The organism is Streptomyces sp. NPDC055140 (assembly GCF_053607285.1).
In genome coordinates, this window is record NZ_JBSGTG010000016.1 from 48,702 (window position 1) to 63,651 (window position 14,950).

9 protein-coding genes are annotated in these 14,950 nt (G+C 68.9%); all 9 read right to left on the reverse strand.

What is annotated here, in order from left to right; genetic code table 11:
• Positions 1-334: 334 nt before the first annotated feature.
• Complete coding sequence (locus tag ACWFR4_RS27545; protein ID WP_453655047.1) at positions 335-1,483, reverse strand: hypothetical protein; 1,149 nt, start codon at positions 1,481-1,483, stop codon at positions 335-337.
• Positions 1,483-2,169 (reverse strand): RNA polymerase sigma factor, encoded by a 687-nt coding sequence (locus ACWFR4_RS27550; protein ID WP_453463645.1) that lies wholly within the window; start codon positions 2,167-2,169, stop codon positions 1,483-1,485. The genes ACWFR4_RS27545 and ACWFR4_RS27550 overlap by 1 nt, the downstream gene beginning before the upstream one ends.
• A 320-nt stretch (positions 2,170-2,489) precedes the next feature.
• Complete coding sequence (locus ACWFR4_RS27555) at positions 2,490-3,221, reverse strand: hypothetical protein (protein WP_453655049.1); 732 nt, start codon at positions 3,219-3,221, stop codon at positions 2,490-2,492.
• Positions 3,218-3,835 (reverse strand): RNA polymerase sigma factor, encoded by a 618-nt coding sequence (locus ACWFR4_RS27560; RefSeq protein ID WP_453463672.1) that lies wholly within the window; start codon positions 3,833-3,835, stop codon positions 3,218-3,220. Before ACWFR4_RS27560 ends, ACWFR4_RS27555 begins: the two co-directional genes overlap by 4 nt.
• A gap of 113 nt (positions 3,836-3,948) precedes the next feature.
• Positions 3,949-4,398 carry a hypothetical protein gene (locus ACWFR4_RS27565; protein WP_453463640.1) on the reverse strand — a complete coding sequence of 150 codons (450 nt, stop codon included), beginning with the start codon at positions 4,396-4,398 and terminating at the stop codon, positions 3,949-3,951.
• Between the two features lie 213 nt (positions 4,399-4,611).
• On the reverse strand, positions 4,612-5,472 hold the full coding sequence (locus ACWFR4_RS27570; protein ID WP_453655051.1) for a L,D-transpeptidase family protein: 861 nt from the start codon (positions 5,470-5,472) through the stop codon (positions 4,612-4,614).
• Between the two features lie 190 nt (positions 5,473-5,662).
• On the reverse strand, positions 5,663-6,115 hold the full coding sequence (locus ACWFR4_RS27575; protein WP_453463635.1) for a hypothetical protein: 453 nt from the start codon (positions 6,113-6,115) through the stop codon (positions 5,663-5,665).
• On the reverse strand, positions 6,112-6,555 hold the full coding sequence (locus ACWFR4_RS27580; protein ID WP_266560894.1) for a hypothetical protein: 444 nt from the start codon (positions 6,553-6,555) through the stop codon (positions 6,112-6,114). Before ACWFR4_RS27580 ends, ACWFR4_RS27575 begins: the two co-directional genes overlap by 4 nt.
• A 126-nt stretch (positions 6,556-6,681) precedes the next feature.
• Positions 6,682-14,370 carry a golvesin C-terminal-like domain-containing protein gene (locus ACWFR4_RS27585; RefSeq protein ID WP_453655162.1) on the reverse strand — a complete coding sequence of 2,563 codons (7,689 nt, stop codon included), beginning with the start codon at positions 14,368-14,370 and terminating at the stop codon, positions 6,682-6,684.
• Between the last annotated feature and the right edge of the window lie 580 nt (positions 14,371-14,950).

Below are 14,950 nucleotides of genomic sequence, written 5' to 3' on the forward strand. Positions count from 1 at the left end.
GGGCTTGGTGGGGGTCTTGCCTCCCCCGCCCCCCCCCCCCCATCGGGGCTTTTTTCTCTGGGGGGGGGGGGGCCCGCGGGGCCGGGGGGGGGGGGGGGGGGGGGGGGGGGGGGGGGGCCGGCCCCCCCCCCGCGCCAGTGGCACAGAGCCGAAGGTACGGGGGGAACCCGCGGCTCGTGCACGGCCGATGACCAGTCGGCTCACTTGTTACTGCGCCATGCCGTCCAAAAACGTCACACCCGCCTCGGAAATCCTTTGTTCCCGCAGGTCAGGGCGCATCAGAGCAGGTCGGTACGGAGGTCAACGCGGAGGTCAGCGCCGGCTCAGGACGTGCTCAGGGCTGTACGGCCGCGGCGCTGTACGAGGCCGAGGCCGTCGCGGTCGGCGTCGTCGGCCCGGTGCCCGAGGCGTCGCCGCCCGGATCGGACGGGACCCACGAGGCGGTCGGCACGGCGCCACTGACGCCGGAGTCCTCGCCGTTCTGGCTGTCCTCGTCGCCGTCCTTGCCGCTGTTCTTGTCGTCGCTCTTGTTGCCGCCGTCGTCCGCGCCGGCGGAGTCGTCGGCCTCTTCGAGGACTCGGGCGCAGAACCGGTCGGGGTCACGGTCCCGCTTCTTCGTGGCGATGCGCTTCGCGGCGGCCCTGAGGCGCTCCTTCTCGGAGTCGCTCAGGGCGCCGCCGCGGTACTTGCGGCAGGCGTCGACCAGGTGCTGCCGCCAGGCCTCCCGGTCCGCGGCGTCCGATTCGCGCAGCCCGGTGCCGGGCTGCGTCGTCGCCGGACCGGGCCGGCCCGCCGTGTCGTTCCGGGACGGGGCGTCCGAGCCCGGCGCGTGCGAGGGGCCGTCGGGCACGGCGCTGCCCGAGCGTCCGCCGTCGGTCTCCGAGATGTCGGACGACGGTGAGGTGAGGGGCTGTTCGGGAGACGCGGCGGCGGAGACGCTGGCGGCGGGCCCGGGTTCGCCGCGGCCGCCGAACGGCGACGGGAGCACCCCGGTTCCGGCCGCGACGGCGACGCCGCCGATCATGCACCCGGCGAGCGCGGCGGCCATCCCGAACCGCACCGGGCGGCCCCAGCGGACGGGCCGCGCGTCGGGTCTCACGAGGCGGACACTGCCGACGTCGGAACCGGCGCACCCGTCGATGGCGACGTTCGTGTTCGCGTTCGCGTCGTTCTCATGGCCCACGGGTCCGTGGAGCGAGGAGACCGGGGCGAGAGCCCCGCGGGGCCTGGCATGGCGTGCCTTCAGAGCCGCCGCGCCGGACTCCTCCGCGACGGATTCGCGCGCCTTGCGGAACGCGGCCAACGCGGCCGCCTCGCCCGGCAGCTCGCCTCCCTCTACGCGTGTCACGGCAAGGGCGTCGAGTGTCTCGGCGAGGCGGGCGGCCCGGGCGCGGGTGGCTGCGTCGACGGCTTCCAGGGGCTCACCGCGCAGCAGACGCTCGGCCGCGTCCCGGTCCAGCCACTTGTTGTGCTCGTCGGCCATCACATGTCCTTCTGCGTCCGCGTCCGCGAATGCGTCACACCGGCGGACGTCACCGCGTGCCCGCGCGGCTCTCTCGGGGGCGGTACGGCGTCGAGCGTGCCGTCACGGCCCGCGTGCTCCGTCTGCACATGCGAATCCTCGGCGCCGAGCAACTCGGCGAGGCGCTTGAGGCCGCGGTGCGCGGCGGTCCTGACGGCGCCCGGCCGCTTGCCCAGCGTCTGGGCGGCGCTCTTCGCGTCGAGCCCGACGACGACGCGCAGGACGACGGCCTCGGCCTGGTCCTGCGGAAGCTGGGCGATGAGCGCGAGCGTGTCGCCGGTGGCGAGCAGTTCCATCGCCTCGTCGGCGGTGTCGGATACCGCGGGCCGGCCGGTGAGCTCGGTCTCGTCACCGCCTATGGCGGGCCGGCGTCCTCGCATCCGTATGTGGTCGAGGGCGCGGTTACGGGCTATGCGTGCGGCCCAGCCGCGGAAGCGGTCGGCGTCGCCGCTGAACCGGTCGAGGTCCCGGGCGATCTGCAGCCAGGCCTCGGACGCGACGTCCTCCGCGTCCGGTTCACCGACGAGTGTCCGTACGTACCCGAGCAGGCGTGGATGCACCGCGCGGTACACAGTCCGGAACGCGGTCTCGTCCCCGTCCTGCGCCGCATGCACCGCGGCCGTCAGCTCCGCGTCGTCCCCCAGCACTGCGCCACCCTTGCGCTTAAACCCTGCGCCGCTCACCGACGCGAACCAGCACGCTACGGCCTGATACGGCTCCCCGTCCACGTTTGGTACAACCCGCAACTAGCACGTGACACAACGCGGTGTGACAGAAACCGCACGCGCGGCGCTGAAGGTAGTACGGGCCGCCGCGCGGCCCGTACCGCGCGACGGCCGGGGCCTCTCCTGTGGGGGGTGGCGGCCTCGGCCGTCCCGGCGGTGCCCTTCGGGGGTGCACGCCGAGGCGTGCCGGTACCGCCCCCGCACTCTTGCTTGCTGGGACTCCCCTGCTTCTTGGGGTTCAGCTACTTCTTGGGATTCTTCGCCCGGCTCGGCTTCGGGCTCGAGGGCCCGTTCTGCTGACCGCCGGCTTTCCCGCCGGCCGCCTTGTCGCTGCCGTTGCTGCCGTTGCTGACGCCGCCGGTCTCCTGGCGGGCCCGCTCCGCCGCGCAGTACGCGTCCACGGAGGCCTCTCCGCCCGCCTGCGCGAGGAAACGCTGCCAGGCGGCCGAGTCGAGCGCCTCGCCTCGACCCCGTACGGATGCGTACGCGTGGCACTTGGCGAGGGTGTCGCCGGCCTGGTCCGGGTGGCCGGCGGACCGGCCCGGCGCGTGGGACGGGGCGGGCACCGTGGCGGGTGGCAGGACCTGCTCGGGCGTGGGCCGCCCGGGGGAGCTGGAGGCGCTCCGCCTGGGCGTCGGCCGGTGTTCGGCATCGTCGCCCGGGGCGTCCCCGACCGCGCCGATCCCGGCCATCGCGACGCCGCCCAACGCGACGCCTGCGACCAGCGTGCCCACGGTGGTGCGCAGTGACCAGCGGGCGAGGCCTCGGGGGCGCGGACGCCAGTCGTCGCGGCGTCGCGTCCTGGCCGCATGGGCTCCCTGGTCGCGGGCCTCGCGGAACGCGGCGACGGCCTGCTCCTCGGCGTCATCCCGCGGCCTCGCGGAACGCACCGCGGCCGCGAGCAGGGCCTCAAAGCCCCCGGCAGCCTCCGAGCCGGCCGGCTCGCCCTCGGACACAAGTGGGTTTTCAGTCATCTCGACTCCCCCAGCGTCGTGGGGCCGTCATCCGTCACACCTCGCGTGCCGAGCCGGTCCGCGAGCTTCTTGAGGCCGCGGTACGCGGCGGTCCGCACGGCCCCGGGGCGCTTGCCGAGGACGCGCGCGGCGGAGGGTCCGTCGAGCCCGACGACGACGCGCAGGAGCACCGCCTCGGCCTGGTCGCGCGGGAGGTCGCTGATCAGCGTGAGCGCCTCTGCGGTGGAGATCGTCTCGAGGGCCTGGTCGGACGTGCTGTGGGTGCCGGGGAGTTCGAGCATGTCCTGTTCGAGGCCGGAGGGGCGCGGGCGCACCTTCTGGCGGCGCAGCAGGTCGAGGGCGCGGTGCCGGGCGATGGTGGCGGTCCAGCCGCGGAACCCGGCGCCGTCCCCGCGGAAGCGTCCGAGGTCGCGGGCTATCTCCAGCCAGGCGTCGGAGGCCACGTCCTCGGCCTCGTCGCCGACGAGGCCGCGCACGTATCCGAGGAGACCGGGCTGCACGAGCCGGTACGCGACCGCGAAGGAGGCTTCGTCCCCCTCCTGCGCCCGTGCCACGGCCATGCCCAGCTCCTCGTCGCGCACGTGCGTGCGACGGGGCTCCCCACCCTGGCCCAACCGTTGTCCTCTTCGTACGTCTGCGTACCGACCCGACGCGGCACGGATCGATGTGTCCATGCCCTCACGGTCATCAGCGTCACGGCCCACGGAAATGTCACTGGGCACACATGTCACAGGGCGGCGCAGGTCTTGCCCTTCGCACGGTCGCCGCCTCGTCCGTGGAGGGTCAGGTAGAAGGTCTGGAGGGATTCCTCGCGGCCGAGTTCGAAGCGGTTGACGACCTTGCCGAGGGGGTTCCACACGCGCCCGTCGGGCATGCGGACGCCCACGGGCTGGCCGAAGTAGGCCCGCTGGGCTTCGTCGAAGTCGACCCACACGGCGCCGGCCCGCCGCACCAGCACCTCGCCCACGTACGCGCCGATACCGAACAGGGCCCCCGCGACCGACGCCCGGTCCGAAGTCCCTTTACGCAGGCCGTCGATGAGGAAGTCCGCGACGCGGAGGCTGGCGACGGTGTAGTCGAGCGGGAGTCGGTTGCGCGCGGTGGCGTGTGCGACGAATCCCGCGGCGTGCCGCCGCATGTCCGCCGCATTCGGCTCAGGTTTGTGGCCCACACCCATGGTGTCCGCTCCTCGTCCAGTTCGGGGAGCAGCCTTCGCGACTCCCCTGCCTGGCCCAGCGGATGACGCCACGTAAGCATCACGCGTCATGCACATGTCGCTTCTCACACGACCAATCAGTGAAGGCCGTACAACCTTTGAGGCGACTGTGCGTCGTGCTGGACCGCAGCGCGGAGGAGCGGACCGGGTGCCTGGGCTTCCGGCCCCGGGCCGTCAGCCGATCGCGATGCGCGGATGCGCGCCCGGCTGAACCCAGCTCATGATGCGGTCCATCGTGGCGCGCGGCACGGAGACGCAGCCCGCGGTCGCGCCCGAGCCGTTGACGTGGAGGAAGATGCCCGCGCCGCGCCCCGGCACGGCGGGCCAGCGGTTGAAGTTGATGACGAGCGCCTTGGCGTACTGCGTCGGGTAGTTGACGAGGTGCTCGCTGCCCCGGTCGCCGCTCTCGGTGAGCGGGAAGTCCGCGCCGGCCGCGGTGTGCATCGAGTTGTAGAACTTCGACTCCGGGTCCTCGACCCACCACTGCGTGGAGTCGACGCGGGTGTACGGCATGTTGGTACCGCCCGCCTCGACACCGAACCCCTCGGTGAGGGTGTACGTGCCGGACGGCGTCGTGTAGGTGCTCTGGCGCCGCGTCGAGCCGGGGACGACGCCGTTGGATCCGACGCGTCCCGCGCTGGTGGATACGACCGACTTCCATCCCGCGGCGCCCTTGGCCCACGCGGTGACGGTCGCGTACGAGCCGCTGGACTTCACGGTGATGACCTGGGTGGCGTTGCCCACCTCGACGGGCACGGGGAAGTCGGGGGCGGAGCCCGGGGCGGGGGCCTTGGGCTCGGTGGCGGCGGACTTGGCCGGGGAACCGGCGGAGGACGTGGCCGAGGCGGACGCGGAGGGGGAGCCACTCGGGCTCGCCTTCTTCGACTTCTTCGACTTCTTCGATGCGGAGGGCGAGGCGGACGTGGATGCCGGGGCGGACGCGGCACCGGCGTCCTGGGCCCGCACCTGGTCCGCGCCGGACGACCCCGGATTGTCCTGGTGCCCGCACGCGGCGGTGGCGGCCAGCAGGATCACGGCCCCTGCGGTGGTAAGTCCGGTACGAAAACGGGAAACGGGCAGCACGAAGAGACCCTTCGAGTGGGCTGGCGTGGGGAGGCGGCCCGTTTATATAGGAGCCCCACACACGCCCGCGACCCGAAAGACATTCAGGGCACACCCTTCGGAATCAGCCCAACGCCGCCAGGTTGCACGGGTTCCACGGCGATCAGTGGAGGTAATCCGCCAACGCGGCGCGCGCCGACGCCGAAAGCCGGTCCACCGCCATGTCCTCGAGCGTGACGCGCAGCATCTCCGGCTGCATCAGGGGGACGGCCGCGACGAGGAGTTCCTCACTCGCGTACAGCGGCTCCACCAGCTGGTAGAACACGGCGGACGCCACGGGCTGGGTCGAGTTCAGGAGCAGGTTCTCGGCGAACTCGGCGCACCGGCCGAGCAGTTCGGCGTCACGCTCCGCCTCGGGCGCGAACAGCTCGGGCCGTACCAGGTCGCGGAAGACCACGTCGCGCAGGAAGTCGTAGAGATCGAACCAGCCGAGATCCCCGGAGACGGCCTGTTCCGCGGACATCCCCGCCACGGCCTCGATCCCGTCCCGGGACTCCGGGACCATGATCAGGAGGAGACCGGGGATCTGGTGCCTGCCGATGCCGAGCCCGGTCACTCGAGCGCCCCCGCCGCTCGCAGCTCACGGAGTGTCGCCGGATATTCCTCGAGCATCGAGACGATCTTCGCCCGTGTCACGGGAAGGCTGGACCGCAGGGCCGCCAGCAGAATTCCCTCGCTTTCCAGGAACTGTTCCAGGATTCCGAAGTAGACGGAGCTCTCCACATAGGAGTTCGGGTCGGATGCCAGGGATTCGACGTACTCGAAGCAGGCACGGACAGACGCCCCGTCGGCAGTGGCGCCGGCCCTCAGCAGGGGCAGCAGCACGGGCCGCGAGAACGCCTGGAGCAGGAATTCCAGCAGGTCGTCGACGCGCCCCCGCGCCCAGGCCCCGTAGTACTCCGGATCTGCGGCGATCACCTCGTCGAGCACGGCGCGCGCCCCAGGGACGATGCGCAGGAACTCTTCGACCGCTCGACCGGCCCCTGTCGAAGTCACTCTTCTCGAACCTCTTTCCTGAGTACGGATGCACTGTAATGCCGGCGGGAAATACCGGCGCGGAAAGGGCCCGCCACGCTGGGTGCGCGGCGGGCCCAGGAATCAGCTGTGGTCAGCCGTTACCGCTCAGGCGCAGTTCCCGCTCGACGGATCGCAGATGTTCGAACCGCCGCCGTCGTCGACGAAGGGGTCACCGTAACTGTTGGCGACGCCCAAGGGGTCGAAGGTGTCCTTGAACATCTCCCATGCCCCTCTGCCCCAGCCGTATGTCTTGATGTAGCTCGGCGCCTGGGCTGCCGAGACCACACCTCCGACGATGCCGAGCGTCTTGAAGGCGCCCCGCATCTTCACGGGCTCACCCACGGGCGTTTGTCGCGCCAGGGGATGGGCCGGGGCGAACTCCTGCCCCGTCAGGTCCTGCATGGCGCGCGTCCCCGCGACAGTGGCCCGGTTCGTGTTGACCGCGGCGAGCATCTCGGGGTTGGCCGACACGTCCTTGGTCAGCGCACCCGCGACGTCCTTGGAGTTGAGGGCGTTCCACAGTTCGCCGGCCTCGGCCTGGGCGACCTTCAGGTCGGCGTCGTTGAGCAGCCCGTTCCCCTTGACCCGGGCCCGGCGGTCGTTCTCCAGAATTTTCGAGAGGGCGACCATCGCGTTGGACGCCTTCTGCATGTGCCAGAGCTTTCCGGTCTTCTGACCGGAGTTGAACTCCTGGAGGAGCGCCGTGGTGGTCTTGCCGTCACCGAAGACGTCCGAGTCCTTGACGAAGTCGCGCGCATACAGCTGGTCGAGCGCCTTGTCCAGGTCCGTGTTCGCGACGGCCGGCTTTCGCGCGATCGGCTTGGACGCGCCGGGGTTCGGCGTGGCCACACAGATCAGGCAGACACCGCCCATGTCCAGCGATCCGCCGCACACGTCCATGATGCCCTCGGCACACGGCGCATGGCCGTCCATCTCCACGAAGCTCGTGGGGTTGCCGCCGGTGAAGGCGTACCGGTTGCCGGTCATGGGGTCGGTGCCGAGGTCACTGTCGGCGAGGGCGCCGTTGTACATGTCCCGGGTGGTGAAGCGGTTCAGGCCCGGGTTGTACTCCCGGAAACCCATGTCGTACGTGCCCGAATTGGCATCCCACCGCCTGGCGTTGTAGCGGTACGGGTTGTACGCATCCTTCGTGGGGTCGGCCGCGTCGGGCTTGTCGATTCCGGTGAACTCGGAGTCGTCGTTCTTGCCGTAGGCGGTGTATCCGTAGGTCGCCTTGGTGTCGCCGTCCTTCGTCGTAAGGGTCTCGACGTCGGAGTGGCCGTTGTAGCCGTAGTAGCCGTCCTCGGTCGTGCCGTCGCTGTTGTGCGTGATCTGCGACAGGCGCTCGCCCCATGGGCTGTACTGGTAGGACTTGGTCAGCTTGCCGGCGACTTCCTCGCCCATGACCTCCGTCGACATACCGAGGTAGTCGTAGTCGGTGGTCTTGCCGTCCGCCGTCTTCGAGGCGGTGCGGTCCAGCGGGTCGAAGGTGTACTTCGTCGACTTCAGGGTGCCGGAGTCGTCGAGCTTCTGCGCGTCGACGACGTGGTCGAACCCGTCGTAGACGCTCCGCTCGATGGTCTTGCCGCCCCCGGTGACCGACTCCTGCCGGCCGAACGGGTCGTAGTCGTACGAGAACGTCGTGCCCGAAGTCGTCGACGAGAGAAGCCGGTTGCGGTCGTAGTCGTACGTCGACGTCGTGCTGTCGACCGTCTGCGAGACGACGTTGGCGTTGTCGTCGTGGACGTAGGTGTCGGTTCCCGCCCCCGTGCCGGTCTTCACGGACTTCGCCAGCCGGTCGGCCGGGTCGTACGTGTAGTCGGTGGTCGAGGAGAGGAGCGCCGCGTGGTCGTCGGCGTTCATCTTCTTCGCGATGTCCTGCGCCTTGTTCCCGTTCGGGTCGTAGGCGTAGGTGTGGTCGCTGACCAGGGTGCCGTTGGATTTCTTCTCGGTCTGGGTCTTGAGGGAACCGTCGAGGTAGTAGCCGTAGTCGACGGTGTTCGCGTTGGCCTTGGTCTCCTTCAGTTTCAGGCCGCGGTCGGTGTAGGCGTACGAGGACACCTTCGGCGACGCGTCCGTGGCCGACGTGCCCACCGACACCGTCTTGACCAGCTCACGCAGGTCATAGGTGTACTTGGAGAACTGGTCGGGGTGGGTGACCGTGTCCGGCTGGCTGTTGGCGTCGTACGTGTAGGACGTCGTCTTCTTGTCCTGGCTCGCCAGCGCCTCGGTGACCTTGGAGATCTGGTTGAGGCCCGTGTACGCCAGCGTGTACGCGTCGATCTTCGCGCCGGACGAGGTGTCGTCGATGGACGTCAGGTTGGCGTTGGCGTCGTAGGCGTATGCGAAGGACTTCTTCTCCGTGTCGGCCGGATCGCCTGCCGTGTCGCGCACCAGCTTCACGCCGTCCGCGACCGCGATGCCGCCGCTGTTCTGGTCCAGCTTCAGCTTGGAATCCTCGCCCTGCTTGAGGGAGTAGGAGCCGAGGCTGACCCACGTACCGGTGTTCGCGTTCTGGTCCTTGGTGACGGCCGACTCGGTCGTCGTACCGTGGGTGAGCGTGTACTTCGCCGTGGTCGCGGCGCCGGTCACCTTTGGGAACTTCACGTACGCCGTGTACGTGCCGTCCTTGGGGATGTTCAGCGTCCACGTGAACGCGTCGGTGCCACTGCCCGCCGCGTGCGTGCGGTGGTCATAGCCCTGCTGCCCGGGGATGTCACCCTTCGCCCAGGTTCCCGTCGAGGACGTGTTCTGCGTGTCGGAGTTGTCGACCAGGACCACCGACTTGCCCACCGGCACACCGTCGTCGGACTTCGACTTCAGCTTGCCGTCGGGGTAGTACGACCACGACATGGTGCGGTCCGAGGAGCCGCCGGCCGACGCGAGCGTGCGAGCGGTCTGCTTGCCGAGCTCGTCGTAGTCGTACGTGGTCCTGATGTCCCACGGGTCGGTCGACGACTTCGTCCAGCCGTTGTCGAAGTAGCTGTAGCCGGTGTCGTTACGGACCGTCTGGCCCTCCGACGGCGGCATCGAGGTCGTGGCGACCCGGCCCACCGCGTCGTAGTCGGTCCGCGTGTAGACGTCCGCCTTGTTGTAGCGGGCGTCCGCCGGGTCGTACGGCTGGTACTGCTTGACCGGACGGTTCAGCGCGTCGTACTCGGTACGCGCGGTGAAGTCGTCCGAGGCCGCGGTCGCCACGCCCCTCGGGGTGATCACCTTGGTGGTGTTGCCGACCTGGTCGTACTCGAACTTCGTCGAGCGGTACGTGATCGGCGCGGTGCCCGAGTACGGGACCTTGACCTCGGTCTGCTTGCCGCGCTCGTCATAGGTGACGTTCACGGTGTTGTTCTCGGCGTCCGTGGTCGAGATGGCGAGGGAGTCCTTGTCGTAGGACTTCTTGCTGGTCTTGCCCGCGGCGTCGGTCAGCGTGGTGACCCGGTGGTCCAGGTCGTAGTCGGTCTTGGTGGTGTAGTCGTCCGGGTCGGAGGTCGCGTTCTTCTTCGGGTCCACGACCTTGGTGGTGTTGCCGACGTTGTCGTAGCCGTACGAGACCTTGTCGCCCCCCGCGTTCACCACGGACGTGAGCTGGTAGATCTCGTCGTAGTTGTTGGTGGTGACGTAGTCGGTGGTGTCCGTCGACGTCAGGGAACCCTTGGGCTCCGTCGTCGTCTTGAGGTTGCCGACCTTGTCGTACGTGTAGGTCGTCTTGCGCTCGTCGGACGTGGTCGTGTCCTTCGGGGCCGTGGCCTCGCTGACCTGGTCCGACTTGTCGTAGACAGCCGTGGAGAACGCGCCGTTGGGCGACGTCGACTTCGTTATGTTGTCGTTGGCGTCGTAGACCGGCGCCGGCGTCGTGATCAGGACACCCGCGGACTGGTCCTTCGGCACGCTCCGGCTCAGCGGACGCCCGTACGCGTCGTACGTCTGCGTGGTCTTCTTGCCGAGCGCGTCGGTGACCTGAGTGACCTGACCGCGCTCGTCGTAGACGAACGACGTCGACTTGCCGAGGGCGTCGGTGATCGTCGCCGGGTACCCCGTGGGGCCGAAGTCGCTGTTGGTGCTCGGGTTGCCGTTGGCATCCGTCGCCTTGGCCAGCTCACCGTAAGAGTCGTACTCGTACGACGTCGTGTAGTCCCCGGCGGTGCCGGTGGTGGCGACGCCCTTCGGGTCGGTGACCGTCTTCAGGTTGCCGAACGGGTCATACGCGAACTGCCACTTGCGCCCCTCCGGGGACGTCTTCGTGTACAGGTCGGCGGAGTAGCCGTCGATCCGGTTCTGGTACTCGTACCGGGCCGAGTTGGCCGGGTACGTGCCCGGGGCGCAGTCCGACTGAGGCGGGACCCCGGCCTTGTTGTTCTCCGGGTCGCGCTGCCAGAGCGGGTAACCGGTCTTCTGGTCGTAGCAGTAAGCGGTCTTGGCGCCATTGTCCTCTTCGAGGTACGTGACGTTGTTGTCCGCGTCCCAGCCCATCTTCGCGGTCTGCGACTTTGCGTTGGTGTTCTGCACCGGACGGCCGAAGTCGTCCGCGACGTGCGTGGTGACGTGCGACTCGGCGTCGGTGACCTTCGAGTCGGTGAACTTCGGGTTCGTGGCGTTCGCCGAGTACGTGAAGCCCGTGTCGCCGCCCGCGCGGTCGGTGATGGTCTTGGTCCACCAGTGGTACTTCGGGTCGTCACCGGCCTTGGGCTCGTTGAAGGCCAGACCGGTGGCGTTGCCGCGCGGGTCGGTGGCCTTGACCAGCTTGACGTTCTTGTTGCCCTGCGTCGCGTCGTACTCGAAGCCGAACACCTTCGGCTGCGACGATCCGGTGCCGTCGGTCAGCTTCGTCAGGAGCGCCTTGTCCGAGTACTCGAACGTCAGCTTGCGGCCCGAGATGTCCGTCATCGACTGGACGTGGTCGATGACCTTCGGGAAGGGCGCCTCACTCTTGTCGTAGTAGTCGACGCTCAGCGACTGCCGCCCCGCCGGGTCGGTGATGTACTTGAGGTACTTGGTGGGCTTGCCGCCCGCCTTGTGCTCCTCGTACGTGTAGGTCTGCGTGTTGCCGTTCCGGTCGACGACCGAGGTCAGATATCCGTCGCAGCCGAAGAGGAAACGGGTCCCATCGGGGCGCGTGAGCGTCCAGGCGTCGGGGATCGGGTCCTTGTTCGGCGTGCAGTCCAGGCCCGACTTCATCGTGACCTTGTAGTGGACGCCCGCGGGCGCCTTCCACGTGCCGTCGCCCTGCTTGGCGAAGACATGGGTCGTACCGTCACCGTCCGGGAGACGGATCTCCGTCGGGTTCGGATTCGGATGGAAGTCCAGCGGCGCGCCCAGGCGGACGGGGCCCGCGGTCTGGCCGGACCAGCCGGCACCCAGCACGGTGTCACTGGTGTCGAGCGAGTTGTACGAGAACCGGGCGAAGGTGTTGAGCCCGCGGCCTGGGTTGTTGAACGCGTTGTACGACCAGACCGCGTTGCCTGAGGCCAGGTTGTTCATCACGGTCGAGCCGGAACCCGTGTTCTTCCCCGTGTACGAGTAGAACTTCTCCAGCCCCAGCGAGTTGGAGGTCGGGTCTTCCACCGCCACGTTCTGCTTGAGGGACGGGATGCCACCGGTCCCGGCCGACAGCCAGCTGCCGTCCGACACCTTCTTGATGTCCCAGCCGAGCACGTAGTCCGTGCGCTTGTTGCCCTCGTCCGAGTTGATCGGCGTCTTGACCTGCGCCTGGACGGTCGCGGACTGTCCCGGCTTCAAGTTCGGGACGGCGGTGGAGAGCTGGTTGCCACCGTTGGTGACGTCCGTGCCGTCGGGCAGCTTCCAGGTGTACGAGAGCTGCCGCTCACCGGCCAGCCACTCGCTGTTGGTGGTGTTGGTGACGGTCATGTCGACCGTGTACGTGGAGTTCGGCGTCATACGGGCCGGCGTCTGCGGCGCGTAGTACGTGTTCTCCGTCGTCGCGTCCACGTAGATGACACGAAGCAGCGGGCCGAGCTGCTGGTCGGCGGCCTCCGACGCCAGGAACAGGGTGCGCTCCTGGGGTCCGGTGGTCGTCTCGTCCTTGAGCTTGACCATGGCGCCCTTGTTGCTGGACGGGGTCTTCACCCAGCCCTGCGTGAGCGAGGTGGCGTCCCACCAGTGACGGCCGACTTCCGAGACCTGGGCGACGGTGTCCGAGACGGTCGCCCCGAAGTCACCGCCCGCGGCGGTCCAGGGGGTGGTCGCCGTGGCGTTGTTCCAGGTGGCGCCGGTCTCCGCGAAGTCCTTGTTGAGACCGTGGAGTTCGTAGATCGCGCCGTCCGTACCGGTCGTCGTCTCCGCGCCCCACATGTAGAGCTTGGAGTCGAGAACGGTGGCCGTCGCGGGGATCGACGTCGTCGGGAACTTCAGCCCGGCGCGCGTCTTGCCGTACGTGCCCGAGTTGTTGCCGACGCTCAGCCACTTCTGCGGCGTGTACGAGAGGATCGTGTCCTCGTTGGTCGTCGGCTGCTGGGACGAGAGGGTGGTGTCGGTGACGCCGCCCGCCGTGCCCTGAATCAGCTTCATCGTCCGGCCCGCCTTCGGCACACCGACGATGCGTGTGGGCGACCCGATGACGGAGCCGTCCTTCGTCTTCACCGCGATTTGGTAGTAATACGAACGCCCGATCTCGTCCGTGGACGAATCGGGCGTCGGGGTCGCGGTGGTGTCGGTGTAGGCGGTGGCCGTCTTGTCGATCGGCGCGACGAGGGTCGCGGCGGACGGGGTGAACACCTGCTGGGTGGAGCGGTGGAGCTGGTACTCGGCGATGTCGAGCCCGCTGTCGCCGGTGGTGTTGCTGTACGCGTTCCAGGTGAGCTCCGGGCCGGTGTCGTGGACGACGGTCGGCGAGTCGAGAGCGGTCCCGACCTTGCCGTACGTCACGGTCAGCCGCGGATACGTCGCGGTCTCGCCGCCGTACGAGGTGCCGTCACCGGCCTCGTAGCGCGGGCCGCCGGTGAGCGTGCCGGCCACGGTGTCGTCCTTGGCCTGGAGCACGAAACCGTTGTTCGTGGACGTACCCGAGACCCACTGCTGGACGGTGTCCGTCACCGGGAACTTGTGCCACTGGTTGTACTCACCGGTGTTCTTGACGATCTGCGCCGGGTTCACCAGGCGGATCGAGTCGGCGATGTTGCGGGTCGTGGAGCTGCCCGTGTCACCGAGGACGATCTTCCCCGCGTTGCCCTTGGCGAAGTAGAACTGGCTGGCGTTCACCGCCTTCCACGCCGACGTCGAACCCGACTGGTTCACCGTGCCGGTCGCCGTGCCGTCCCGGTGGTTGATCGTGTACGGGGCGGCTGTCGCGCCGTCCGTCGCGGGCGGGAAGTGCGCGTCGATCCGGTAGGACGCGGTCTCCGGGATCTGCGGCTGCCAGGTGTACGACTCGCCCGTCGTGCTGTTCTTGTTGTAGGCGAAGTCGTCGTTGGTGGCAGCGCCGCCCGTGGTCGTGGCACGAGGCCACTCCCCCACCGCGGCCGTACCGGCGTCCCCGTCATCTATCTGGTACGTCGTGCCCGACAACTCACCCGACAACGCACTGGTGTTGGCCCAGGTCGCTGTCGACTCGTCCCAGGCGCCGGTCGCCCGGTGAGCCTCGATGGTGACGTCGTTGGCGTTGGTGGTGTGCGCCTGGTCGAAGTACATCTCCAGACGGGCAGAGTCGATCTTCGTGCCCGAAGGGATCTCATTCAGCGGGAACTTGATGAGCGACCGCGAGATGCCCGTGTCGGTCTTGCCCGCCGACAGCTTCCAGGTGTTGTTGAAGTTCGCCGACGGCTGGTCCGACAGAACCATCGTGTCCTGGGACTGCGACGGGGTCGGCGCGATGGTGATCGTCGGGTCGATCGTCACCGGGTACCGACGGGCCTTCACCGCCAGCCACTTGGCGTCCGGGGTGACCTTGATCAGCCAGTTCTTCCCGTCACGGACGAGCTTCTGGGAGACCTTGGGGCTGTAGGCGAGCCCGTACGGGGAGTCCGCGTCCTTACGGGTGTCCGACATGTACGCGGCCGGGATCACCATCACCGGCGTGTTCGGCAGCTCGCCGTACAGCGCGATGGACCCGTCCTTACGGGCCTTCGGCGTCAGACCACCGGTGTTGAGGGTGAAGGTGTAGGAGACTGCCTCGCCCGGCGCCTGCGCCAGGACGATGTTCTCCTTCACGCGCCCGGGCCCGACCTGGTACTCCAGATCGGCGCCACCGGCGGCGGCGTCCTTGTACGTGACCGTCGAGCCCTTGGCGACCGGGTCGAGGGACTTGGCGTCCGCGCCGCCCTTGAGGCCGAGGCTGACGGCGGGACCGTCGACGCCGGCCTGGAACTTCAGCAGCCGCCGGGAATCACCACCGAACCAACTGCGCGCGGAATTCGACGTA